The 24,120-nt window shown below is 42.5% G+C and carries 26 protein-coding genes, 1 pseudogene and 1 riboswitch; of the genes and pseudogenes, 10 read left to right on the top strand and 17 right to left on the bottom strand.

Annotation, left to right across the window (positions count from 1 at the left end; translation table 11 throughout):
- Window positions 1-109: 109 nt before the first annotated feature.
- A complete protein-coding gene (locus D5281_RS20545) occupies window positions 110-1,378 on the bottom strand; it encodes a 6-phospho-beta-glucosidase (protein WP_160561902.1) in 1,269 nt (422 codons plus the stop codon).
- A gap of 152 nt (window positions 1,379-1,530) precedes the next feature.
- A complete protein-coding gene (locus tag D5281_RS20540) occupies window positions 1,531-2,538 on the bottom strand; it encodes a LacI family DNA-binding transcriptional regulator (RefSeq protein WP_160561901.1) in 1,008 nt (335 codons plus the stop codon).
- Window positions 2,539-2,912: 374 nt separating this feature from the next.
- Between D5281_RS20540 and D5281_RS20535 the strand changes: the two genes are divergently transcribed.
- The gene (locus D5281_RS20535) at window positions 2,913-3,776 is read left to right on the top strand and encodes an aminoglycoside 6-adenylyltransferase (RefSeq protein WP_160561900.1); all 864 of its coding nucleotides are present in this window, start codon (window positions 2,913-2,915) and stop codon (window positions 3,774-3,776) included.
- A gap of 125 nt (window positions 3,777-3,901) precedes the next feature.
- Complete coding sequence (locus tag D5281_RS20530) at window positions 3,902-4,387, top strand: YfbM family protein (RefSeq protein WP_160561899.1); 486 nt, start codon at window positions 3,902-3,904, stop codon at window positions 4,385-4,387.
- Between the two features lie 240 nt (window positions 4,388-4,627).
- On the opposite strand, the pseudogene D5281_RS20525 reads toward D5281_RS20530, so the two are convergent.
- A pseudogene (locus D5281_RS20525) lies at window positions 4,628-5,506 on the bottom strand (MBL fold metallo-hydrolase).
- 123 nt (window positions 5,507-5,629) lie between these two features.
- Entirely contained in the window at window positions 5,630-6,187 is a 558-nt protein-coding gene (locus tag D5281_RS20520; protein ID WP_160561898.1) for a helix-turn-helix domain-containing protein, read from the bottom strand.
- A 293-nt stretch (window positions 6,188-6,480) separates the two neighbouring features.
- On the opposite strand from D5281_RS20520, the gene D5281_RS20515 reads away from it, so the two are divergent.
- Window positions 6,481-7,566 carry a hypothetical protein gene (locus tag D5281_RS20515; protein WP_330585192.1) on the top strand — a complete coding sequence of 362 codons (1,086 nt, stop codon included), beginning with the start codon at window positions 6,481-6,483 and terminating at the stop codon, window positions 7,564-7,566.
- A 138-nt stretch (window positions 7,567-7,704) separates the two neighbouring features.
- On the opposite strand, the gene D5281_RS20510 is transcribed toward D5281_RS20515, so the two are convergent.
- Complete coding sequence (locus D5281_RS20510) at window positions 7,705-8,250, bottom strand: hypothetical protein (RefSeq protein WP_160561897.1); 546 nt, start codon at window positions 8,248-8,250, stop codon at window positions 7,705-7,707.
- 462 nt (window positions 8,251-8,712) lie between these two features.
- Here D5281_RS20510 and D5281_RS20505 point away from each other — a divergent pair, with 462 nt between their 5' ends.
- Entirely contained in the window at window positions 8,713-9,129 is a 417-nt protein-coding gene (locus D5281_RS20505; protein ID WP_160561896.1) for a GNAT family N-acetyltransferase, read from the top strand.
- 57 nt (window positions 9,130-9,186) lie between these two features.
- On the opposite strand, the gene D5281_RS20500 is transcribed toward D5281_RS20505, so the two are convergent.
- The 5 genes from D5281_RS20500 to D5281_RS20480 all read right to left on the bottom strand — a co-directional run bounded on the left by D5281_RS20500 (window position 9,187) and on the right by D5281_RS20480 (window position 12,332).
- Window positions 9,187-9,816 (bottom strand): DUF3267 domain-containing protein, encoded by a 630-nt coding sequence (locus D5281_RS20500; RefSeq protein ID WP_160561895.1) that lies wholly within the window; start codon window positions 9,814-9,816, stop codon window positions 9,187-9,189.
- Window positions 9,817-10,239: 423 nt separating this feature from the next.
- Window positions 10,240-10,587 carry a LiaI-LiaF-like domain-containing protein gene (locus D5281_RS20495; RefSeq protein WP_160561894.1) on the bottom strand — a complete coding sequence of 116 codons (348 nt, stop codon included), beginning with the start codon at window positions 10,585-10,587 and terminating at the stop codon, window positions 10,240-10,242.
- The gene (locus D5281_RS20490; RefSeq protein ID WP_160561893.1) at window positions 10,587-11,318 is read right to left on the bottom strand and encodes a hypothetical protein; all 732 of its coding nucleotides are present in this window, start codon (window positions 11,316-11,318) and stop codon (window positions 10,587-10,589) included. The genes D5281_RS20495 and D5281_RS20490 overlap by 1 nt, the downstream gene beginning before the upstream one ends.
- A gap of 16 nt (window positions 11,319-11,334) precedes the next feature.
- A complete protein-coding gene (locus D5281_RS20485; protein ID WP_160561892.1) occupies window positions 11,335-11,793 on the bottom strand; it encodes a hypothetical protein in 459 nt (152 codons plus the stop codon).
- The gene (locus D5281_RS20480) at window positions 11,790-12,332 is read right to left on the bottom strand and encodes an RNA polymerase sigma factor (protein ID WP_330585190.1); all 543 of its coding nucleotides are present in this window, start codon (window positions 12,330-12,332) and stop codon (window positions 11,790-11,792) included. The genes D5281_RS20485 and D5281_RS20480 overlap by 4 nt, the downstream gene beginning before the upstream one ends.
- Before the next feature lie 265 nt (window positions 12,333-12,597).
- On the opposite strand from D5281_RS20480, the gene D5281_RS20475 reads away from it, so the two are divergent.
- Window positions 12,598-13,212 carry a DUF1836 domain-containing protein gene (locus tag D5281_RS20475; RefSeq protein WP_160561891.1) on the top strand — a complete coding sequence of 205 codons (615 nt, stop codon included), beginning with the start codon at window positions 12,598-12,600 and terminating at the stop codon, window positions 13,210-13,212.
- A 147-nt stretch (window positions 13,213-13,359) separates the two neighbouring features.
- Here D5281_RS20475 and D5281_RS20470 read toward each other — a convergent pair whose 3' ends face one another.
- Window positions 13,360-14,085 carry a 3'-5' exonuclease gene (locus tag D5281_RS20470; RefSeq protein WP_160561890.1) on the bottom strand — a complete coding sequence of 242 codons (726 nt, stop codon included), beginning with the start codon at window positions 14,083-14,085 and terminating at the stop codon, window positions 13,360-13,362.
- 286 nt (window positions 14,086-14,371) lie between these two features.
- Here D5281_RS20470 and D5281_RS20465 point away from each other — a divergent pair, with 286 nt between their 5' ends.
- Window positions 14,372-14,677 (top strand): YerC/YecD family TrpR-related protein, encoded by a 306-nt coding sequence (locus D5281_RS20465; protein WP_160561889.1) that lies wholly within the window; start codon window positions 14,372-14,374, stop codon window positions 14,675-14,677.
- A 10-nt stretch (window positions 14,678-14,687) separates the two neighbouring features.
- Here the strand turns inward: D5281_RS20465 and D5281_RS20460 are convergent, their stop codons facing one another.
- Complete coding sequence (locus D5281_RS20460) at window positions 14,688-15,395, bottom strand: peptidoglycan DD-metalloendopeptidase family protein (RefSeq protein WP_160561888.1); 708 nt, start codon at window positions 15,393-15,395, stop codon at window positions 14,688-14,690.
- Between the two features lie 252 nt (window positions 15,396-15,647).
- On the opposite strand from D5281_RS20460, the gene D5281_RS20455 reads away from it, so the two are divergent.
- Entirely contained in the window at window positions 15,648-15,848 is a 201-nt protein-coding gene (locus tag D5281_RS20455; RefSeq protein WP_016227097.1) for a cold-shock protein, read from the top strand.
- 207 nt (window positions 15,849-16,055) lie between these two features.
- Here the strand turns inward: D5281_RS20455 and D5281_RS20450 are convergent, their stop codons facing one another.
- Complete coding sequence (locus tag D5281_RS20450; protein ID WP_160561887.1) at window positions 16,056-16,901, bottom strand: HisA/HisF-related TIM barrel protein; 846 nt, start codon at window positions 16,899-16,901, stop codon at window positions 16,056-16,058.
- Between the two features lie 326 nt (window positions 16,902-17,227).
- Between D5281_RS20450 and D5281_RS20445 the strand changes: the two genes are divergently transcribed.
- The gene (locus tag D5281_RS20445) at window positions 17,228-17,794 is read left to right on the top strand and encodes a hypothetical protein (protein ID WP_160561886.1); all 567 of its coding nucleotides are present in this window, start codon (window positions 17,228-17,230) and stop codon (window positions 17,792-17,794) included.
- An 82-nt stretch (window positions 17,795-17,876) separates the two neighbouring features.
- Here the strand turns inward: D5281_RS20445 and dapB are convergent, their stop codons facing one another.
- The 4 genes from dapB to D5281_RS20420 all read right to left on the bottom strand — a co-directional run bounded on the left by dapB (window position 17,877) and on the right by D5281_RS20420 (window position 21,180).
- Complete coding sequence (gene dapB, locus D5281_RS20440; protein WP_160561885.1) at window positions 17,877-18,635, bottom strand: 4-hydroxy-tetrahydrodipicolinate reductase; 759 nt, start codon at window positions 18,633-18,635, stop codon at window positions 17,877-17,879.
- A 43-nt stretch (window positions 18,636-18,678) separates the two neighbouring features.
- Window positions 18,679-19,563, bottom strand: coding sequence for a 4-hydroxy-tetrahydrodipicolinate synthase (gene dapA / locus D5281_RS20435; protein WP_160561884.1), 885 nt, complete (start codon window positions 19,561-19,563; stop codon window positions 18,679-18,681).
- A gap of 88 nt (window positions 19,564-19,651) precedes the next feature.
- A riboswitch (Lysine riboswitch) is annotated at window positions 19,652-19,825 on the bottom strand.
- Window positions 19,826-19,927: 102 nt separating this feature from the next.
- Complete coding sequence (locus tag D5281_RS20425; RefSeq protein ID WP_160561882.1) at window positions 19,928-20,419, bottom strand: cob(I)yrinic acid a,c-diamide adenosyltransferase; 492 nt, start codon at window positions 20,417-20,419, stop codon at window positions 19,928-19,930.
- 131 nt (window positions 20,420-20,550) lie between these two features.
- Entirely contained in the window at window positions 20,551-21,180 is a 630-nt protein-coding gene (locus D5281_RS20420; RefSeq protein WP_160561881.1) for a single-stranded DNA-binding protein, read from the bottom strand.
- 218 nt (window positions 21,181-21,398) lie between these two features.
- Between D5281_RS20420 and typA the strand changes: the two genes are divergently transcribed.
- Window positions 21,399-23,252, top strand: coding sequence for a translational GTPase TypA (typA, locus tag D5281_RS20415; protein ID WP_160561880.1), 1,854 nt, complete (start codon window positions 21,399-21,401; stop codon window positions 23,250-23,252).
- Window positions 23,253-23,552: 300 nt separating this feature from the next.
- Complete coding sequence (locus D5281_RS20410; RefSeq protein ID WP_160561879.1) at window positions 23,553-24,068, top strand: acyltransferase; 516 nt, start codon at window positions 23,553-23,555, stop codon at window positions 24,066-24,068.
- The last annotated feature ends 52 nt before the right edge of the window (window positions 24,069-24,120 follow it).

The raw sequence follows: 24,120 nt of genomic DNA, 5'->3' as shown, positions 1-24,120 counted from the left end.
TTCTCTTTCTCTATGCTGATGTCATTATATCGGTTAATTCTGTGACAATCAATCAGATTTATTTGAAGCCAGAATAAATGGGCAGCAACACCAATAGCCCAAACTACGTTTACTCGTTAAAAAATTGCGGTAAATATTCTTTGTTTGCTTCTAAAAGCTCCGGTACCAGCTTCTCCACATACTCCCACTGACGTACCAGGGGATGCGCCAAAAGCGCAAGCTTCATCTTTCTCACATCCCCTTCCACAGCCGCTTCCACAGCCAGCTGCTCATAATTTTTAACAGCCGCAATCAGTCCCCAGCACATTTCCGGGACCTTTGCCACATGCAAGGGCTGCATTCCTGTCTTGTTTACCAGGCATCCCACTTCCACCACCGCACTCTCCGGCAGGAAGGAAACCGCTCCCTGGTTAGGGACGTTCACCACCATCTTGGTGTCCACATTGTTGTAAACCGCGTTCACAAATCCCATGGCAACCTCAGAGTATCCGCCGCCGCCACGCTTTGCCAGCGCCGCCGGCTTTTCACAGTTATTTTCATCCGCATAAGCGGCAAACACTTCTTTTTCCAGGTCCTGGACATATTCCCCTCTGGTCTTGGGCGATGCTTTAAATTTTGCAACCTTTTCATTTGTGTGGAAATACCATTGCAGGTAAGGGCTTGGAATAACGCCCAGCAGCTTAATCAGCTCCAAATCCACATCATCATTCTCAGCCGCAATCTTTACAAATTCCTCCTCTGTAACCGGCCGTCCGTCTATCGTAATATTGCTGATAAAATTCATATGGTTCAGGCCCACATAATCGTACTGTACCTTCTCATAGGGAATTCCCATAGCCCGTTTTGCCCACATTTTAGGGAAAATCCCTCCGGAACAGAAACCCGCTATGTTCGCCTTGGTGTACCTGGTCACCGCTTCTGTCACCAGCCCGGTAGGATTGGTATAGTTAATCAGCCATCCCGTTGGTGATAATTCTTCCATCCTTCTTGCCACATTCAGCATCACAGGAATCGTCCGAAAAGCCTTCATCATTCCTCCGGCCCCTGTAGTCTCCTGTCCCACCAGATCATATTGCAGTGGAATCTTTTCATCTTTTACTCTTTGTTTGTTTCCGCCTACCCGAATCTGCGTGTCCACAAAATCCGCCCCATAAAGCGCCTTATCTAAATCAGTTGTGCTTTTAATCTCCACATCAAGTCCCATCTTTTGGGAAAATCTTTTACAGAACCCTTCCATGATTCCCAAACGCTTTTCATCAATGTCGTAGAGCATTACCTCCCTCACCGCAAGCTGCTTTCTGCGCATCCCCATCTCATCAAGCAGCTCCGGTGTATAAGAGCTCCCTGCTCCCACAATTGTAAACTTCATTCCGTTCATTTCTCATAACCTCCTTCGTTTTTGTGTATCGTTCCACATTTGTGGAAAAGAAAATTTTCTTAGGCGTCATTTTCACGCTTTAGAAAATCTTGTATCATATTCCTGCGGTCTGTGCAGTAAATACACAGACCCGTTGCGAAAATCTTCAAATTTTATGTGGTTTCACGGATAATCAGTTCCGGCCTCAACACAATCCGCTTCCTAGGCGCTTCCGGATTATGAATCTGCTCAATCAGAATTTCCGCTGCCTTTTCTCCCACTTCATAAAGAGGCTGGCGGATGGTGGTCAGCTTTTTCAGCTCCCTGTCTAGTCCCCAAATCTTATCACCATCAAAACCTACCACCCTGATATCCTCCGGTATCCGTATTCCTGCTTCCCCTAAAGCAATCATTCCTCCAACTGCTGTATTATCAGCTCCAAAATAGATGGCTTCCGGTAAAGCTTCTTTCCCGTTTTTCTCTAAAAAGCCTTTTACTGCTGCATATCCCTCGTCCACGCCGTAATCATCACATTCTATCACCGATTGATATTGGCTTAAGCCGTGAAGCTCCATGGATATAAGGTATCCCTGCCATCTTCGCAGGGAGGCTTTGGTTCTCTTAGCACCTGCTATGTGCATGATACGCCGGCACCCCTTTTCCACCAAATGGTCAATTGCCAGCTTTGAACCATAAGTATTGTCCACAAGAACATTATTTACATTGGCATCTTCCACTTCGTTTTCCACAACCACGAAAGGAAAATCAAGCTGTGCACGCCTGCGAATGAGGTCCGCATCATCCAAGTCGCTTCCGTAAATAATCGCCCCGTCTGTAGTTCCGTTGCTGAAAAAATCTATGTATGTCTCTTTTTCCCTTCTGTCATTTCTACCGCTGCAAAAGATTACCCGGAAATTATTTTCCTTAACTTTATCCTCCACACCCTTGATGACATCAAAGAAATAGTGCTCTGTCAGGGAATCCAAAATCATTCCAATCAAATTTGTTCTCTGTAATACCAGTGATCTGGCTAAGGTATTGGGCTTATATTGAAGCTCTTTCATGGCTTCCATAATCCTCGCTCTTGATTCAGGTCCAACTCCTGACTGATTATTGAGCACTCTGGACACTAAGGTCTTGGAAACCCCGGCCCTTTTCGCCACATCATATATCGTTGCCATCCTTTTCCCTTTCCTCTTGTGCATAATATAGCATGTGTACCGTTCCACGTCAAGTATTTTTTGTAAAGTATTTTTAATCGTTTTGTTCCAAAGTTGTTTTTTATAGGTCAGGAACATAGACTGTTACTTTTCTCGGGTCAGGAATGCGCATTTACTGCGCATTCCGTGAGAACAGATTTTGGTGTGAGGGGAGAGTATCGCCCCGAATGTTACTAAGAGCGGCTTCCAGGCCGTGAATAGTAACCATAGACTGCGCATTCCGTGTTCCGTGAGAAAAAGCAGCTTGTCATTGGAAAAAATTACTGATAAGCTGAGTATAACCAGACAGCAGACAAACTGTCAATTACAACAAAGCAAGTAACGGAGATTCCATTATGAGAACAGAAAGTGAAATGTATAACCTAATCTTAAATATTGCCAAAAAAGATGCAAGAATTAAAGCTGTATACATGAATGGTTCAAGGACAAATGAAAATGTTCCAAAGGATATTTTTCAAGATTACGATGTAGTTAATGTTGTCAACGATATCAAACGTTTTATAGAGGACAAGAACTGGATTCATCGTTTCGGGGAAATTCTTTATATGCAGTATCCCGATGAAAGTCCTTATAATCCAAGGGGTAAAGAAAATTTGTATGGCTGGCTCATGCAATTTACAGATGGAAACCGAATTGACTTAACTGTGCAGACTTTAGATTTCACATTAGCGCATATCGGGGATGATAAGCTCTGTAAGATCCTGCTGGATAAAGAAAATATATTACCAAAAGCAGATGCTGCAACAGATTGTCAATATTGGGTAAAAAAACCTACAAAGGAACAATACTTCGCGGTTTGTAATGAATTCTGGTGGTGCACCAACAATATAGCAAAGGGATTATGGCGTAAGGAAATCCCCTATGTGCAGGATATGACAAATTATCACGTAAGGAAACAGCTCATCACAATGCTGGATTGGAAAGTTGGTATTTTAACAAAATGGACAGTAAGCACAGGCAAATCCTCAAAATATTTGTATAGATGGCTCCCGGAAAAAGAATGGCAAATGTTTTTGTCAACGTATTTTGACAGCAGTCTTGACCATGCCTGGCGGTCTGTTTTTGATATGTGCAAATTATTTGAAATCGAGGCGCAGTATGTGGGCAAGAATTTAGGATGGGTTTACAATGAAAAAGAGGGCAAGGCCGCTTTGTCCTTCTTAAAATATGCGCATCAACTATCACAGGATAATTCCTGACCCGTAACAAGTAATGCATTGTTACAATATTTGTGGAAGCATTGTCATTTTCTATTTGATAGCAAAGAAATCCATGTTATAATGAATTTGATTGTTCAACCATAGGAAACAGGAGGAAATCACTTATGAGCATGATAGGATACTTTCTTCGCGCCGATGAGGATACCACTCAAAAAATCCGTGCCGGTGAGGGAAATGAAATTTTATTTGGAAATGATGATGACAAGCTTTTGTGTATTGACAAGGCATGGCATGCTATCCACTATATGGTAACCGGGTGCCCATGGGATACACCGGAAGATAATCCTTTAGGCCAGCTAGTTCTTGGCGGTCAGCCTATCAATGACGAAGACATGGGATATGGACCTGCCAGGCTAATTCCAAAGGAAACCGTATCACAATTATCGGATGCCTTACAGTCATGGGATGAGTCTGTCTTCCGTGAGAGCTTTCATATGCAGGACATGATAGCTGATGAAATTTATCCTGTCATGTCTGATGAAGATGAAGAACTCTTTTTTGAATATATATGGGAGAACTTTAAGGAGCTTAAAACATTTTATCATGAGGCCGCAAGGAATAGGCAGAATGTCATCGCTTTTCTTAGTTGAGATAGATTGAAGCGGGGTATTGACCCTCGCGGCAGTGGCCCAATATCTATGAGATGCTTCGCATCTTAATCAGCAGCACGTCTACTTGGCTGTTGCTTGCGGAAATCCATTTTCAAGGACACCGTGTGCTGACAAAGCCCTATACCATTTGGCGTAACTACCGGCATTTGCCAAATCGTATAGGGTTTATTTTTCTGTTATCCTTTTTTCATTCCATCTTCCTGAACGTGCCATCTACTCCTATATTCTCTGCCACAGCAGCATATTATCCTGGAATGTAGTCGTCAGCTTCCCGGTATCTTTCAGCCATGAGAGATAGGAACGAACTGTACTGCCTGCCAAAACATATTACTCAAAATTCATGGCAAGCCCGTAACCTTTAAACACTTCCTGCAGAATCTTTTCAAAATACAGTGGTTCTTCACAGATGGATAGAATCCTGTCTGCCACCTCATACACCTTTGTCTTGTTGTAACTGACAAGTTCCCTTATATCAGCAGATGCTTCCGCATGAGCAGGAACGAACATGGCAGCCTTCATCCCCTCCACCATACCCAGCGTTTCCAGATAGGCTCTCACGTCATAAATAAACGATACTGCATACTTCTCCAAGGTTTCCCTGCTGCTGATGCAGTCCGCAAGGAACACCACATCCTCCGGCATACGGAATCCCACCATATCAAAGAAATGCCCTGGCAGCGGTAGCACTTCTATCTCCTTTGGGAAACTTTCATCCGAAAAATCCGTCACGCTGCTCTCCTGCGCCATCAGGAACTTATGCCGCAGCTCCTTACACAGATAACCGCCATAAAGGAAGGATGGCTCCAATACCGGGAATTTTGTAAAAGCCGCTTCAATGCCGCCGGAATAGACCTTACATCCCGTCTGCCCCTGCAGGTACTTGTTCCCGCCGATATGGTCTGCATTGGAATGGGTATTTAAGATTACGGTCAGATGCCAGCCGTTCTTATCCAAAATCTGCCTGACCTTCCTCCCCGCATCCTTATCATTCCCACTGTCAATCAGATAGACATGATCCTTGTCTGGGGCATAGACATCAATCTTTGCCGGACAGTTTATATAATAGCATTTCTCACTGACCTGTACCAATTCATACATTTTCAATCCTCCTTGTTTTCCGAAGGAAAATGCGACTGCTTATGCAGGAGCAGAGGATTTTTCCTCCTTGTTTTCCGAAGGAAAATGCGACTGCTTTTGCAGGAGCAGAGGATTTTTCCTCCTTTAATTGTTCGGGTAAAATATCATATTATAAGCTGCGCAGGCTTTATCTGAAACATTATGGTATGCATGGGAAATATCCGTTCCAAACCGTATGGACTGCTTTTCCTGCAGCAGCACTTCCTTGCCGCCTATCACCATTTTCAGCGTTCCATGTACCAGAAAAACATACTCCTCCACGCCCGCCACATGGGGCAGTGATTCATGATGCACCCCTGCGTCAAACTCAATATAGAACACTTCTACATTCCTTACCGGGTCAAATGGAAACAACGGATACGCCCTCATTTCACCGTTTTCTTCCGTGAGCACATCCTTATCACAAAGCCCGGCAACCGTATATTCCGCTTCCTCCTGCTTGCAGAAAAAAGACAGCGGTATTTTCAGTCCTGTTGAAATCTTCCACAATATGTTGATGGTGGGCGAGGACTGGCCCCGCTCAATCTGTCCTAGCATGGGTTTGCTGACGCCTGTCAGTTCTGCAACAGCATCCAGCGTCAGCTGCCTTGCGTTGCGGATTTCTTTCAACCGCTCTCCTATCTTCAATGAAACCTGCTCCATGATTTCTCCTCGTGTTTGTTTTTGCATATGAAATTTATTATAACATACAAAATCATAAAAATAAAGATATATCACCTAAAACACACGGAAATCAATTTTCAAATCTGCTGTGTAATGGCAAAGCAACTTTGAAAATTGATTTTCGTGCCTAAAACAACAAATCATCAGATGACACAAAACGACTTTTTTCGGGAATGAAAAACATATATTTACTACATCGCATATAAGCACACACATGGAATTATTTTCACATACATGGTATAATTGTCTCATTAAATTGCGGAGATGCTACTGTGAAAAATAAATTTTTCACAGACAAATTTGTGCTGACGCCCGAATTTGAAGGTGTTGGCAGCATGGAGGATACCATGAATTTTTCAACATTATTAGATTGCCATAAGAAATGGCGGAATCTTCTCGTAATCGGAAAAACCATAGAACGGGACGGCAGGAAATACCACATTCTTGGCATGACCTTATCCGATGAAGCAAAACTTTACATCATTGAGCCATACGATAAGCGGGAACCCATAAATAGAAAGGGCATCCGCAACCACAGACGAATATTAAAAGAACATGAAGGAAGAAACTGCTGCTATTTACATTGCAGCGACTTCCATCTTGGTAATGATAGGCTTCAGACCCTGGGCGGCATGGGCGGCCCCCTGGAATACTCCACAGAGGATTATGAGGCGATACAGCTATTTCTTGACATGATGAGCGCCGGATGGACAGTTCCGGAATGGCTTCAAGATATTGATTGGGCTGACCTGCAGTTGGTGACACTGCGTATTGCCAATATGGAAAAGCTGCCCAACTATTCGCCGGATATGCCTATAACCATAACCCACAGCCCGGACTCCACTCAGCACATACTTGAAAAGACAGTCACTTTAAATGTGGGAAAAAGCCGCTCGTTTTCTTTTACGGATGATTATGGGGACAACGTGCAGTGCCATATCAATCATGTAGCTCTGATAGATATGTGGAAAAATACAGAGGAAGAACTCCGTGACCCCAAACTGACAGAAAGGTTTCCCCCGCAACAGTTGGAAGAAGCAAGAAAACACCGCTATGACGCATTGGAGCAGTGCTGCCCAAAGGGGATGTGCTATGTCGGCATAGAATATGAATGCAGCAAAAATTATGACTTGGTATTCCACTCCAAACAGTATTTGGCATCACGCCCGGAATCACATCAAGGAAGTTGCCATTTTCTTATGATGCACTTAAAGCCTGAGCAGGAAACAGGAATGCACTGTCTTCCACTGAAAGGCTGTGTGATACAGACGCCAGTCTCCCCGGGCACTTCCAAAATCCCTGCGGAGCTATTTTTGTATCACGAGAGAATAAGTGCGTGGACTGAAACTGTTTCCTAACAGCAGCATGACGAAAAAAAGAGCCTTTACAGCTTCTTATCACTGTTTGCGAAAAGATCACCTGCAGCGGGAATTACCCATACATCCGGAGCAGAATGATCATCTATGTGATGAATTCCTCTTGGAAAAGCTCTGCCTCTATGCTCTCGCGTCAAAGCCGCCCTGCACTTTCATCCCGGCAACCTCAGAATTTATCTCTTTCCTTGCTGCTCGGAATGCGTCATAGTAGGCCGCCTTTAAAGCCCCGTGTACCTCCGTTTCCGCTTTCGATTCCTTCTCATGCCAGCCCACGCCCGCCGTGTAGGTCAATATCTCGTCACCGTTTCCGTCATACACATGGATTGCGGAGCCCATACCTTCTGACTGGAACTCAGCTTCATAGGGCTCGCCGAACAGGATGCACAGCCATCGCTCATCAGCCTCTCTTATCTTCTTCATGTCCGCCATGTCTTGATTAAGTTTTCCCATCAGTGCGGCCCTATCCGGTGCCACTTTGGCAACCTCGCTTTTTCGCAGGGAGAGGAACTTCTTTCCCATATAAACATTCTCTGCCGCATCCTCCCTGGCATATTCGGTTATCTTCTTTTGGAGGGAATCCGATAATTTCCAACCTTTCCTTGATGCCATTTTCCCTGCCGCTGTGGATTTCGTCTGATGGCCTTTTACGATTCCTGCAATATCCATTTAAGTCTCCTTTCCTGCTCCCTGATTCGCCTATCAGCCGAAGTGCCAGGCATACCTGCCCTACTCCGCTGTGGCTTATAGGGTTATGTATCTGTGGATTTTTATCCCTAAAATAGTTTCTATTAGATTTATCGTCAATCTGCAAAAATTTTTCATAGTTACAGCACCAACTATTTCGTTTTGGATGTTAAATTCTACCACCAATATATTCCCCCTGCTTTCCCGACTGTGGCTATACTTTTTCAATGAGATAACGTATAATGGAACTGGTGGCAAGTCCCCCTGCAAGCAACGAGGCATCAAGCTTACCGCGCTGCACAGCAAACACTGCACAGCAACGGAGTATGTGACCTTCGCGGCAGTCGCCAAATATCTATGAGATGCTTCGCATCTCTATAAGTACGTCTACTTGGCTCGCTGCTCGCGGGAATCAAGATTTATATTCATGATAGGAGTAACAAGATGATAGTGAAATATATGGAAAAAAAAGATAAAGATTTTGTGATGCGAATAGATAAGCATGTGAATGATACTATATATCATAAACGCGTTTATACAAAAACAGGTTATATCATGTGGGAAAAAGATGTTCCAATTGGGATAATGCATTATAACGTTTTGTGGGATAATCTTCCTTTTTTGAATTTAATATTTGTTGACACAAAATATCGAAATAAGGGATTTGCTTCACAGGCACTTGCTTTTTGGGAAAATGATATGAAGCAGCAAGGCTACAAGATGACTTTGATTTCAACACAAGCTAACGAAGAAGCGCAACATTTATACCGAAAATTAGGTTATATCGATTGCGGTGGATTGATATTCAATCATACGCCATTTGACCAACCTATGGAATTGTTTTTCAGGAAAGTTTTGTAGAATATAATTCATTCAAAGCTTCCATAGCCGCAAAATGGGAATTTGCAGGATTCGTACCTATTTCTCAAAAACAACAAAACCACATTCGTAAGGATGGTCGCAATACACACTTTCTTTCTTATCAGTGCGATGTAACAAGATTTTTAGTATAATGAGAAAATCTCCCCCACCTGATAGAAGCATGAATTCTGCCAGGAAAAATAGCAATAATTGATTTGTTATCACCGCAGCCACTGCAGCTCCAGCTCCTAAGACTAATGTAGGCATAGCAGTTCCTAACAGATATTGCCACTTTCTCAACGGTTCCGAGCAAGTGCAGTATGGAGTAAAACTACTCCATACGAATCCAAAATCAATTGAATGAAAATGATTTTTTGCAAAAGTCCCCCAGGTAATTCCATGTATTAATTCATGCAGTATGATCAGGCACGGCATAAGTAGAAATGCTGCTACGTCAAATTTCAAAGAGATCCCCTCCAAATTAAAACCATTCACATTATAGTTGACCCATAATATAAAAGCCATCAATGGCAACATGCTCAAAGGACCTAAATAATTTGCTTGTCGAATATTGATAATCATATTCTCTATTTTATATCCCTTTTGCTGCATTTCAGAACTTAATTTTTCAAAGGAAACTTTACGTTTCAATTCTTTTTCTGCTAATTTTCTTTTGTCTTTATCCATAGTCCATTTCCTTCAACTGTCGGTTTGCTATTGAGATTATTGTATCTGGCTTGAGCAAATATGTCAATCCATATCACATTCTGCCCACGGAAATTAATTTTCAAAGTTGCTGTGTGCTGGCAAAGCAAACCACCAGCTCAGACGGCAAAATATTACTTGAACTGACCTTATAAAAACGCCAGCGCTTAGCGAGGTTCTACACGAGCTTAGCGTCTGTTGCGTTTTTATAGAGCAAAAGCGCGTCAGTGAAGGTAATATTTTGCCGTCTGAGCGTGGCTTTATTTTATCTTGCACACAGCAGATTTGAAAATTGATTTCCGTGCATTCTTCCCCTTTCCCTTGCTTGCCTTTATTCTTTCCGTTTTTATCATTTATACCCTCAATGACTCCCTTCATTGCCACATAATCATCACATCCCTATGGTCAATAAAAAATATGAACAGAATGCATCCACGCCCAGTCTATCATTCCCATAAACATAGAAAATACAGTAAGTACGATTATGAGCAATATCGCCGGCACATCATAAATCACCTTATTCTGTTCCACAATCTGGCCCTGCGCTCCCCACACCTCATAAGATTTCTGCCTGTTGCTAAAAAGCACTTCAACGCCCAGAAAAATTAAAATCAGCGGCCAAAACCGATAGATTATTCTGTAGTCCAGCCTGGGAAGGAACAGATGGAAAAGGAATAATACACCTGTTACAATCAGTACCAGTCCGAAAGTGATAGATCCTACTCTGTGTATTCTAATCGTCTGTCTCTCCATCACATGCCCTCCCGTTTTTCTTCCTGTTTCTCCTCGCTGTCCTGCATCCCGCCTGACGCATTTGGCCCTTTTACCTCATCTGTCTTACTAAAATTCTCAAACTTTTCCCCATTCACATCTTCCTGTGCACCTTCTGATGCCACGGATTCTTTGAATGTTATATCTTCCTTTACTGTTTTATCCTCTTTTAACTGGCCGCTTGAAACAATCTCCACTTTTTTCCCTTCCAGCATCTTAATCCCCAGAAAAATAATGCCGAAACCGATTGCTATACTCGGAAGACAGTTCCCAATCACTCTCATAGTGCGCGAAATGATCTTGAACTGTTCCGGAAGTATCCATGATACAATTTCGGCAAATGTGTTCCACAAAAAGCAACCGCCCAAAAAGATTAAAATGCAGGCAATCACTTTATTATACTTATGCACAAGCCCCTCTGCCTCCGACATCTGCAACCCAGCCAGCCCCAAAATGCTTTTATCCTCCACTTTTGCAAATTCTTCATCGCTCAGACTGGCAAGATGGTTTACATAAAAGAAGCTAAAGAACCACTCCACCACACATAACGCCATGATTGCTGCCTGCGCAATCCATATGCTGACAACAATCGTCATTATAAACAAGAGCATCATGCTCACACCTCTGTTCATAAAGCCCATATACATCTCTCCTGCCCCTGGCATACAGGACCAGATAAAGGTAAAAAATCTGTTTTTCTTCGTTGTTTTCATATAAATCCTCCATCTTCTATTTAAAAAAATTAATCTGTCCAACAAAAGAATTCATTCTTTCACTTGTCTTTCGCATGTTCTCATTGAGTATATAATTTAAATTTACACTTAAATCCGTATTCTCATCCTTTTCCATATCATCCTGCTTATCCCTCATCTCCCGGGCAATTTCCATTTTCTGTCCGTTTTGGTCTTCTCTCTCCCAGCCCGTTTCGTATCTGCTTTCCCAACCTAGCGAAGGAAGCACTGCTAACATGAAAATCGCCGCTGCCATCCCCGCTATAATTTTAAGACGATACGTAAAAAGTTGAACCGCTCGCTCTCCACCCCCGGACTTAGGCAATGCCTCCACGGTTTGTTCAGGAAATGCCTGTTTTAGAATTTCTTCCTTTAAGTGCCTTGGCGCATAAAGCTCCTGCTTCTCTAACTGACTTATCAAGAGCTCTAACTCCTCGTCTGTTGGATATTCCTTCATACCGGTTCCCCCTTTCCATATACCTTTTTAAGCATTTGTTTTGCCCGATAAATCTGGGTTTGAATCGTCTTTAAACTTTTTCCCTGTTTTACCGCAATCTCTCTTGGACTAAGTTCATCAAGATAATACGCCCTGGCCACCTGATTATAAGGTGGTTTTAATTCGTCACAGCTTTTTGCCAGTTCATCCTTTATCTCCTCCTCCATACAAATTTCCTCCGGAGACCCCCTCTCCTCCACGGCCAATTCAAAAAAGGTATCCTCCACCGGAACGCTCCGGCGGCTTGCGCTGCGCAGATAGTCAATACTCTTATTGGTGGCAATCCTGCATATCCAGGCCTTCTCATTGTCTCCATCAAAAGTACCATATCTCTGGAACACTGATAAAAAGGTTTCCTGCGTCAGGTCCTCAGCCGCAAAGTAATCACCAGTTAATTTATAGCAGATGGAAAAAACAAGCTTGTCATACGCGTTAATCAACTCAGCCAGCCTGCTTTCCGTGCAGTCGGCTTCTTTTACCACAGTACTTATTCTCTCCACCTCGCTTTCTGTTTCTTACTTTCACTTACTATAACGAATCTGTCTTTCCATTGTCTTCAAATATCTTCAAAATTTTATATAAATTTTTATATCAGCAAAAGTAACATTTCATCAACTGAAACTTGTCATGTAGTTTTAAATACTATATAATAGATATCAAAGCTCAATTATTTTTTATTGTTTATCGTACGAAGCAGCAGATTTCATGCGGGGGCTGCCGCGCAGAACCTGATGCCGTATGAAAAAGTGAAGTGAGGCAGGCCATATGACAATAGATAGAGAAGATTTATTAAACAGTATTCTGGAAAGCTTAAAACGAATACATCACATTAAGTTAGAGGATATCCCCAACATTGATCTTTATATGGATCAGGTAACTACCTTTATGGAAAGCAAACTGCGCAGTACCACCAGGAATCCGGATGAAGACAAAATATTGACCAAAACCATGATCAATAACTATGCAAAAAATGACCTTCTTCCGCCCCCTGTCAGGAAAAAGTACAGCAAGGAGCATATACTGCTTCTCATATTTATTTATTATTACAAAGGAATCCTCTCCATAGGAGATATCCAAAGTCTTCTAAAGCCCCTAACGGAGCGCTATTTCCATGCTGCCAACGGAGCGCCGGATTTAGGATATATTTATGAGGAAGTTTTCAGCTTAGAGGCAGATGAAGTGGCCGACCTGAAAGAAAACATCATTAAAAAGTTTTCCACTTCCCAGAAAACCTTTCAGGATGCCCCTGAAAAAGACCGGGAAATCCTCCAGCTTTTTTCCTTCATCTCCATCCTCAGCTATGATGTCTATGTGAAACGACTTTTAATCGAAAAAATGATTGACAGCTTTAAGGATGCAACGACTAAAAATAAAGGATAAGATGTCCGTGATATCAAATATGTACCATCAAACACGTAAAAGGTGCAAAGCCATGCAATTTGTTAAGGAAGCTTTGCACCTTTCAATTTCTTTACCTGCCATCTTTTGATTCATTCCGTACAATTTGACCTATTATTGACAGACTGATTATCTACGGAATGCTCCACCGGAAAGATTCTGTGTAAACCTGCACCTGGGAAATCCTTCGCAGCCGTAGAAATATCCATACTTTCCCTTTCTTTTGATTAAAATCCCTCCGCAAACAGGACAGGTAAGCTCCTCTCCTGCTCCGTCCGCTTCGCCTCCCCCGCTTTCTTTCTTCTTCTGCTCTAAGATTTTTCCCATCTCCTCATAACACTTCTGGTTCATCATACAATCATTTAAAGCCCGGTGAGCTCCTTTTGTTTCTATCTGAAAGTGCTCCGCCAAATCCGTCAATTTATGATGGGAAAGCTGCGGAAGACACCTTCTTGCCATAAAAAGTGTATCTACATAGTCATTTTGGAATTCTCTGCCAAGCGTCTCCCACACAGCGTCATATACAAAATTGGTATCGAAGGTATGTATATTATGCCCTACCAGCACGCCATCCCCAATAAATTCCATAAATCCGGCAACAGCCGTTCTGATATCTGGCGCTTCCGATACCATAGCATCCGTGATACCATTGACCGCTGTTGCCCCTGCAGGTATATGCCTGCCCGGATTTACCAAAGTGGAATATTGCCCTGTTATCTTATGCCCACAAACTTTCACAGCCGATATCTCAATAATAACATCCCTTTCCGGGTTAATCCCTGTGGTTTCAAGGTCAAAAACCACGTAATCCTTTAAATAACTGCCAAGTCTTTTTCCTTTGTTCCGAACTTTCATTTAACGGTTCCTCCACCTTCTCTTTCCCATTTGTTTATCAGATATCCTTCGGTCAGTCCTTAAAAATTTTCCTTTCGGCTAAATTTACATATTCTCACAAAATGCACAACCTATGCGCATTTCTGACCCATAAAAAGCAGCGAACTGTTGCTAAAATTCTCCGATTCCCCTTTTAAATCACTTTACTCTAGGACGTTAATATGTTAAAATCCTACTGTATGAATATCAAATGCTGCCATGTTTCAAAATCCAGCTTATTGATTATTTAATCGGGAGGCATTACATAATGAATAAGAAAATACAAACAGATGCTGTCGATCATTTATTTGAAGCTATTTTGTGCCTGAAAAGCAAGGAAGAGTGCTATAACTTTTTTGAAGATCTCTGCACAGTCAATGAACTCCTCTCTCTTTCTCAACGCTATGAAGTAGCGTCTATGTTAAAAGACCGCAAAACATACCTTGAAATAGCAGATAAGACCGGTGCATCTACCGCAACCATCAGCCGTGTCAACCGTTCCTTAAACTATGGCAATGACGGATACGGACTGGTATTTGACAGACTAGATAACCCGGGTGATAGCAACGGATAATCCTTATGGATTATCCGTCCATGTTTAGAAACAACATCGGGTCAACAAACTGACCATTTTGCATAATCTGATAACCAAGCTTCTGATTCTCTTTTCCCACGGTAAATAAAATATATCCTTTTCCAATCTGCTGCCCATCCTTCACCAATGCCGTTCCTGCATTCCGGTAGATAGACCGGCAGCCATTACCGTGGTCAATCACAATTTTGGTTCCATACATTTCATCTGTTTCCACACTGACTACTACACCGGTTCCTGACGTAACCACATTCGTTCCATTCGCAGCAGTGAGAACCACCATAGGCTCCCCCTTCGCCTCCTCCATAGGCGCCGGACCACTTAAAGGAAATCCCTTTGGCAACGTGTTTTCCATAATTTTCTGAGATATGGCATCCTCTGCCTCCGCCTTCTGACTAACGGTTTCCCCCAGAACAGCCATTTTATCTGTCAATGTTGCATTTAAAGCACTGAGCGCCTCATTTTCATCTGTCAAGTCATTAATCGTTATCGTCTGATTTATAATTTCATTTCTTGCATCCTTGATTGCAATGGAATCAAGGATAAATTTGCAGATAATTCCCACCGCCAACAAAAATAAGATAGCAACGGCCACTTTCATTCCTCTTTGGCCAACCGTATGTTTTTTTACTGTGCCGTCACTTTTTTCCAGCACCATAATCAATGTATATTGATTCTTTCTTTTAGATGATTCCCCCATAATCTGCCATCACCTCCAGTCATTGCACCCATTTTAACACAGGAAGCCAATTAACACAACTTTATTACCATGGGTTTATCGATTGGGATGATGATAGAGCGAAACAGGAAATTAAAACTTTGTAAAAAAAATATTAAAATACCATGTGAAAATAGTATAATTTCCTTTACTTTTCAAAATATCTGTGATATTCTGGTAGTGTTACAGCATTCGTAACATGTACTATTATTTTTATTTTCGGAGGTATCTACAATGAACAAAGGTACAGTAAAGTGGTTTAACAACCAAAAGGGATACGGCTTCATCTCTGATGAATCAGGAAATGATGTATTCGTACACTACTCAGGACTTAACATGGAAGGCTTCAAGTCTCTTGAAGAAGGCGCTTCTGTTGAATTTGAAGTAGTGAATGGTGAAAAAGGACCTCAGGCCGTAAACGTAACAAAGTTATAATTAGAACATACTATTTATAACACATTAATCAGTAACACGATGTGCCTTTTCTTAATATAAATGTAAAGATTGCATTTAAAAAGCTGCATTTTATTTGGAATTTGCAATATTGTTTTATCGGATTAAGGAAATAACCTATCTCTTAGGGGGATAGGTTATTTTTTATTGCGGCAAGCATTCGTAAACCATGACGGCATTCGTTATTTTCTATTTTATGTAAGCAAGAACATCTTCAAGCTTCAGCTTTCCCCCGAACAAATCAAGCGCGCTTCCAATGGTTACGTCTATCCTTCCTCTGCCCAAGGTTTTTAATTTTTCAAGGTCCTCAAAATTATGTACCCCTCCGGCATAAGTGGTAGGAATCTGACATTCCTTTCCAAGCAGAGCCACAAGCTCCTGCTCAATCCCCTGTGCTTTTCCCTCCACATCCACCGCATGAATTAAAAATTCCCCACAGCAATCGGAAAGTTCTTCCAATGTATCCGCATTTAATTTCATATTCGTATAATTCTGCCATCTGTCGGTAACAATATAATAATCCTGACTGCTTTCTTGGAAGTTATTGTTTTCTGGGGAGCATCCTTTGTTCGGGTCGTATTCTTTTTCCAGGCACCACCCCATCCTGCGACAGCTTAAATCCAGTACAAGCCGTTCTTTTCCCACTGCTGCCACCATCTCGCGCAGACGGTCATAATGCAGCTTTCCATCTCTGAATATATAGGAGGTTACAATCACGTGACTAGCGCCTGCCGCTAAAAAGTCTTCCGCCCTATCCGGTGTAATACCACCGCCTACCTGAAGTCCGCCCGGATATGCTTTCAGCGCTTTCATGGCCTGCTCCCTGGTTTTTTCGTAGTACTCACTGCCGGGAGGGTTTAACAAAATTATATGTCCGCCCTTTAACCCTTTTTCCTCATATAACCGTGCAAAAAAGGCTGCGTCCTGTAAAGACACAAAATTTTCCAACGCTTTATTCCCTTGATCCTGAAGGCTTCCGCCCACAATCTGTTTTACCTTTCCGTTATGGATATCAATACATGGCCTGAATTTCATCCCTACACCCTCCGCATATCGCGATCTATACTTGCGAAACTGCCGCCCACCTGTATGCCGCAAGCGCAGCTTGCAGTGCCGCATCAATCTTTATTTTTTCAATATAACATATTTTTATTCTTTTGAGAAATTTCTCCGGATTAACTTTTAAAAATAAAGCATATTTTCTCCTTTTCTGCACATAATAGCAGGAGAACTGACAATCATGCAGTTCACAATTGGGCTTTTTAAATGGAAGATAGAGTTTGTGTCCGCGCTGCATCCGCAAACTCAATTATGCGCAAAAAGCGGCGCAGAAATGATGGTAATATGATAGGAGGCAAATTATGAAAAAAATGAGAAAAATGATTGCGGTATCTCTTGTCATTGCAATGCTCTGTGTTTTAACTGCCTGTGGAACTGACAAAAATAAAAACACAGATGATATGGCTGGAAATACCAACACCACCGAAAACAATAACGCTGGAAATGATAACACAACCGGCGGCAATCGTGGCAACGGATCCGGCGGCAATGACAATGCCAGCCAGAATGCAGATTCAGGCAATGATACCCTGACAGGGGACAATGGTTCCGGCGATGACAACACATCTGATAGCAATGTAGGCGCCGGAAACGGTTCTGGCGATACCACAAACGACCAGGATGGAAATAATAACAGCAATGTAAACAGTGCCACTGCCGGAAATGGTAAAGATGACAATGATTCCCTTTTAGAAGATGCCGGTGATGCGGTAAGCGATGTAGTGGATGATGTAGCCAATGGTGTATCCGACCTTACGGACGATTTAACCGGCAACGGAAACAATGATAACAACACAGACAATAACACAACCGGCAATAATGCCGACAATAGCAATACTGCCGCTGGCAACACCACTGCCAGAAGGTAAAACCTGCTTATTGATTATCAAAAGCCGGGAAACTGCTTTTCAGATTCCCGGCTTTCTAAAAAACATATCCTTCAAAGTACCATCAGCAGCCGATTACATCACTCATATCATATAAGCCTGCCGGCCTTCCTTTGAGAAACTTTGCCGCCTGAATAGCGCCTTTGGCGAAAACGGCCTTAGAATATGCTCTGTGGGAAAAAGTGATAACCTCATCTGCCCCGGCAAAAATCACATCGTGGTCACCCACAATGGTACCGCCTCTGACTGCAGAAAACCCGATTTCTTTTTTGGGACGCTGCTTTCTTCTTCCACTTCTGTCATACACGTATTCATATTCCCCGCCAAGGACTTCGCTTACAGAATCCCCCAGGGCAAGGGCTGTGCCGCTTGGCGCATCCACCTTAAGCTTATGATGCTTTTCCACAATTTCAATATCAAATCCTGCAGGCGCCAAAATAGCTGTTGCATCCTTTAAGAGCTTCATTAGCATATTAATTCCAAGGGACATATTGGCAGATTTTAAAATGGCCGTCTCCTTTGAAGCTTCTTCCACCTTCTTGAGCTGCTCACTGCTCAGTCCCGTAGTGCAAAGGACACAGGGTATATGCTCCCTGACGCAGTATTGAAGCAGACCATCCACCGCTGGCGCCACACTGAAATCAATGACCACATCCGCACTTACGTCACATGTCCGGATATCAGAAAATACCGGGAACGGATTTTTCCCTTCGTCAAAGGCATCTACGCCTGCTGCCACTTTGATTTCTTCCTCCTCTTTGAGCAGCTCTAAAATAGTCTGGCCCATTTTTCCATTACATCCATGTATTATTACGTTTGTCATAAAAGTTTTCCTTCCATTTTATTGATTCCAATTCGGACGTTTTTTACAAAATACCGTAATCCTTCATTGCCTTTTCCAGCTTAGCCGCATTTTCTTCTTCCATCTCCGTAAGCGGCATCCGCAGCGTACCGGCTTCTTTTCCCATAAGGTTTAACGCCTTCTTTACCGGAATCGGATTTACCTCGCAGAACAGCGCATTACAAAGCGGGATCACCCGAAGTTGTTCCTGACAGCTTCCTGCCACATCTCCTCCAAAGAACCTGGCACAGATATCATGGGTCTGCTTAGGCGCCACATTGGAAAGAACTGAAATAACGCCTTTCCCACCTAATGCAAGAATTGGTACAATCTGATCATCATTGCCAGAGTACAAATCTACTTTGCCATCGGCTAATGCCATCAGCTTAACGATCTGGCTGATATTGCCGCTGGCTTCCTTAACCCCTACAATATTCTCCACATCCGTACATAGCCTTACCACCGTTTCAGGCGCAATATTGCAGCCTGTGCGGCTGGGTACATTATAAAGGATGCAGGGAATCTTTACGGAATCCGCAATTGTTTTATAATGCCTATAAAGTCCGTTCTGGGTAGCTTTATTATAGTAAGGAGAAACCAAAAGAAGCCCATCCACGCCGTATTTTTCTGCCTCTGTGGAAAGATACACTGCAGTTTCCGTGCAATTTGAGCCGGTTCCTGCCACCACCGGAATACGTCCCGCCACTTTCTCCACACAATATTTAATCACATCCAAATGCTCCTCATGGGTCAAAGTGGATGATTCACCGGTGGTTCCGCACACAATGATTGCATCTGTCCCCCCTGCAATCTGGTCTTCAATCAGCCCTGCAAATTTCTCATAGTTCACTTCTCCGTTCGCCTTAAAAGGCGTAACAATCGCAACACCTGCACCTGTAAAAATTGCCATATCTTTTCCTCCTTTAATTAAGCTTCTATCCCGATTTTGTAAGAAAAAATCGATGCACCCCTGCGCACCGACTCATCCTGAATATCTTTTATCGGATAGCGCCCCATCATTTCTGATGACAGTCATACAGTTCTTTACTGTATGCCCAAGAATCTGTCCGCAGGATACATATTCTTTCGGCGTTTTTTCCTTTCGTTTCCCTTCCTCTGTGCCTGCCACATCCAAAAAACTACTCATAAAATACGCAACCTCTATCTCTATGCCCTATAAAATTGTATAAAAATATCATAGCACCACGCGGTCACACTGTCAACGCGCAGATGCTATGATTTTATGCTGAACATCATGCAAAAGATGCGGCTCCCTATCCCACCTGGTAACTTTCGATTCTTGAAACCTCATCTGCCAGCTTGCAGGCTTCATCGTTCAGAGAATTTCCGGTCAAAATTACATCCATACCTTCATTTCTCATCTGAAGAAGCCTCCCTAAATCATCCACTGTTATGATTCCATGGTTAATCAAGCCAAGCACTTCATCCAAAATCAGGAGATCACATTCCCCTGTAGCTAAAACCTTCTTTGCAAAGTGCATTCCATTTTTTATATTGACAATTTCATCCTCTCTTTCTTCCTGGTTTAGTTCATCAAATCCCTTGTTCATCTTTGCAAAGCTAAAAATCTTAATTTCAGGTTCAAGCCTGCTTAAAAGCGCTGAGTCTGCAAGTCCCTTTCCCTTAAGAAACTGGATGATCACAACACGCTTACCCAAAGATGCTGTCATCACTGCCCTTCCCAAAGCAGCCGGCGATTTCCCGTGTCCATCTCCGCTGTATATATATACCAATCCCTGTTCCATAAATGCACCTCGTATGAATAGCAATTCTCTCTCGCTTCACGAATCACTCTATTAATTAAATTCCGTTTTTATAATATCATAGAAATGCATCAAAATCAATATTGGCAGACTATGTCCCACTTTTTAGGTTTTTATTCCTCTACAAGCTCCAACTTACTTACAGATACTTCATAAGCAATTCTCTTTTCCGCATCCTCATCGGAAATCCTTTTCATGTATTCCCTGCTCTGAATCCTGCCCCATATTTCACATCTGGTTCCCACCGAAAAATTGCTTGCAAACCTGGCATTCCGCCCCCAGCAGATGCACGGTATGTAATCACTTTTCCCATAAGGTCTGTTCACGGCCAGCAGCAAGTCGGCGATTTCCCTTCCAAGAGGCGTTTTTCGATAAATAGGCTCCTTGCATATGTAACCATCTAAATATATCTGGTTCGTCTTCGAGCTCTCCGGTGTTTCATCCACAAACTCAATTTCTCTTGCAAAAACGGAAAGTACCAGCCGGTTTTTACGTTCTTCATGACGATTATAGGAGCGAAACTGGCCTTGAACCATAATGTTAAGGCCTTTATAATCCTCCTGCACATCAATCAGCCGTTCTGAAACCATCAGTGGGATAACATCGCTGGAATCGCTTAATCTGGGCACATTTACATCCACCATATAAAAGCCTTCCCCAAAAATCTCATGACTAAAAACAAAATCACTGACGATTTCTCCCATAATCACCACCTGGTTGTTTTCAATTACCTTATCTGTCATCTTTGTTCTCCCTTCTTACCCTTTAAGAATTTTTTCCTGTCATATACTACTAATTATATAGAAAAATGCACATATTAGAACTTTTAGTTATCGCGCGATTTCGCGGTAATACCGTTAGATTTTGTATTTACAAGCCATAAGAGTTAGTGCTATACTAAAACAGTTTGAAATTGTAACAATCGCAAGCCGTGCTTGCAATATGCAGGAGGCATAAAATTATGAAGAAGCAGAGAGAAGATATAAGAAATTTAGCGATCATTGCCCACGTTGACCACGGCAAAACCACCCTTGTAGACGAGCTTCTTAAACAAAGCGGTGTATTCCGCGCAGGTCAGGAGGTTGCGGAGCGTGTCATGGATTCCAATGACCTTGAGCGGGAACGCGGCATCACCATTCTTTCCAAAAATACTGCCGTGACCTACAAAGGAACGAAAATCAATATTATTGACACCCCCGGTCATGCGGATTTTGGCGGAGAAGTGGAGCGTGTCCTAAAAATGGTTAACGGCGTTGTCCTTGTGGTAGATGCCTTTGAAGGGGCCATGCCCCAGACCAAATTCGTGCTGAAAAAGGCGCTGGAATTAAAACTTCCCGTCATTGTATGTGTAAACAAAATTGACAGACCGGAGGCCCGGGCCGAGGAAGTGGTAGACGAAGTGCTGGAATTATTTCTTGATTTGGATGCGGACGAAAGCCAGTTTGACTGTCCCTTTGTATTTGCCTCCGCCAAAACAGGGACTGCCACCCTTGATATAAAAGAGCCCGGTGTCAGCATGATGCCGCTCTTTGACACCATTGTCGACTACATCCCGGCTCCCGAGGGTGATCCTGACGCCGGAACACAGGTCCTTATCAGCACCATAGATTACAATGAATATGTAGGCAGGATTGGTGTTGGCAAGGTTGACAACGGTACGGTCAAAGTCAATCAGGAGGTTGTGATTGTAAACCACCATGACCCTGATAAGTCAAGAAAAGTAAAAGTCAGCAAGCTTTATGAATTTGATGGTTTAAATAAGGTAGAAGTTTCAAAAGCAGAGATTGGTTCTATTGTGGCTATCTCCGGTATTTCTGATATTCATATTGGAGACACCCTCTGTTCCCCTGAAAACCCTGTTCCGATTCCATTCCAGAAAATTTCAGAACCTACCATTGCCATGCATTTTATGATCAACGACTCTCCCTTAGCCGGACAGGAAGGCAAGTATGTCACCAGCCGCCATATAAGAGAGCGTCTGTTTAAAGAGCTCAATACGGACGTATCTTTGAGAGTGGAGGAAACCGGGACTACCGAGGCCTTTAAAGTATCGGGCCGGGGGGAATTACACCTTTCTGTTCTCATTGAAAATATGCGAAGGGAAGGTTATGAGTTTGCGGTTAGCAAGGCGGAGGTTCTTTATAAAACAGATGAAAACGGTAAAAAATTAGAGCCTATGGAGCTTTGCTACATTGATGTGCCTGAGGAATTTTCCGGCTCTGTCATCGAAAAGCTCAGCCAGCGAAAGGGAGAATTACAGAACATGGGGGCAGCCTCCTCCGGCGGCTACACCCGTCTTGAGTTTTCTATTCCTTCCAGAGGCTTAATTGGCTACCGGGGAGAATTTATGACGGACACCAAGGGGAACGGTATCATGAACAGCGTTTTTGACGGTTACGGTCCTTATAAAGGCGATATCCAATACCGCAAGCAGGGCTCTTTAATCGCATTCGAAGCGGGGGAGGCCATTACCTATGGTCTTTATAATGCCCAGGAGAGAGGCACTCTTTTTATTGGTCCCGGCGAAAAGGTTTATTCCGGCATGATTGTTGGTCAAAGCGGAAAGGGCGAAGATATTGAGCTGAATGTCTGCAAAAAGAAACAACTTACCAACACACGTTCTTCCAGCGCAGACGAGGCCCTGCGCCTGACCCCTCCCAAGATACTGAGCTTAGAGCAGGCGCTTGAATTTATTGATACGGACGAGCTTTTGGAGGTTACACCCAAATCTCTGCGAATCCGCAAAAAAATTCTGGATCCTACCATGCGCAAGCGGGCTGCTATGCGTGCCGCATCCCTTGCACAGAATCAGTAAAAAAATGTTTCAACCTTCGATTTTAAATAGAACACCACGCCAATATTGAACTGTTCTCCTGCAAACGGATAACCAAAGAAATATAACTTTTTTGCCAATAGGTAAATCCTATTGGCATTTTTATGCTCTCTGTAAATATATCTCATACTTCTCCCAAAAAAACCTTTCTGAAATACTATACTTTCACTTATGTACAAATCTATCAATATTTTTCTTGTATAATTGAGATTTTGTAGTATCATGAAAATATCATTACGACAGATGGAATAATCTGAAAATATAGTTAATTGAGGTATGTTTATGAAACGCGAGAATAATTATGACCTTTTAAGAATTTTAAGTACTTTTGCAGTCATCATGATCCATGTAAGTGATTCATGGTTTTCAAGTGCCGTTAATCAAATAACTGAATACAATACGAATATAAAAGATATTCAGGCATCCTTTTTTATTTGTTTTTATAATTCAATATCGAGATTTGCAGTACCTTGCTTTATTATGTTGTCTGGTGCATTGATTATCAGCAATAGTAAAAATGCGGAGTATAAAAAATTTTACGCTAAAACTTTTGCCAAAGTAGGCGTGCCAACGGTTATTTTCAGTCTATTATACATTTTATATAGATTGCCCTTTTGTTTTTGGGGTGAGGAGAAGGAAATAATTTCTTTGCTGAAAGATATACTGAAAGGGTCGCCAATGTATCATATGTGGTATTTATATATGTTAATTGGTATATATGCACTCACCCCTATTGTTATACGATTCAAGAATAGTATTACAGAAAAAACATTTTACAACCTGGATTCTCGGAGTTAACATGACGAGGTTGGTACCTTCACTCCGAGAGCCTCATATATTTTTGCCTGCT

This window comes from Parablautia muri, assembly GCF_009917485.1.
Classification (GTDB): domain Bacteria; phylum Bacillota; class Clostridia; order Lachnospirales; family Lachnospiraceae; genus Suilimivivens; species Suilimivivens muri.
The sequence above is the reverse complement of the archived record's forward strand: the minus strand, read 5'-3'. Positions and strand labels throughout refer to the sequence as shown.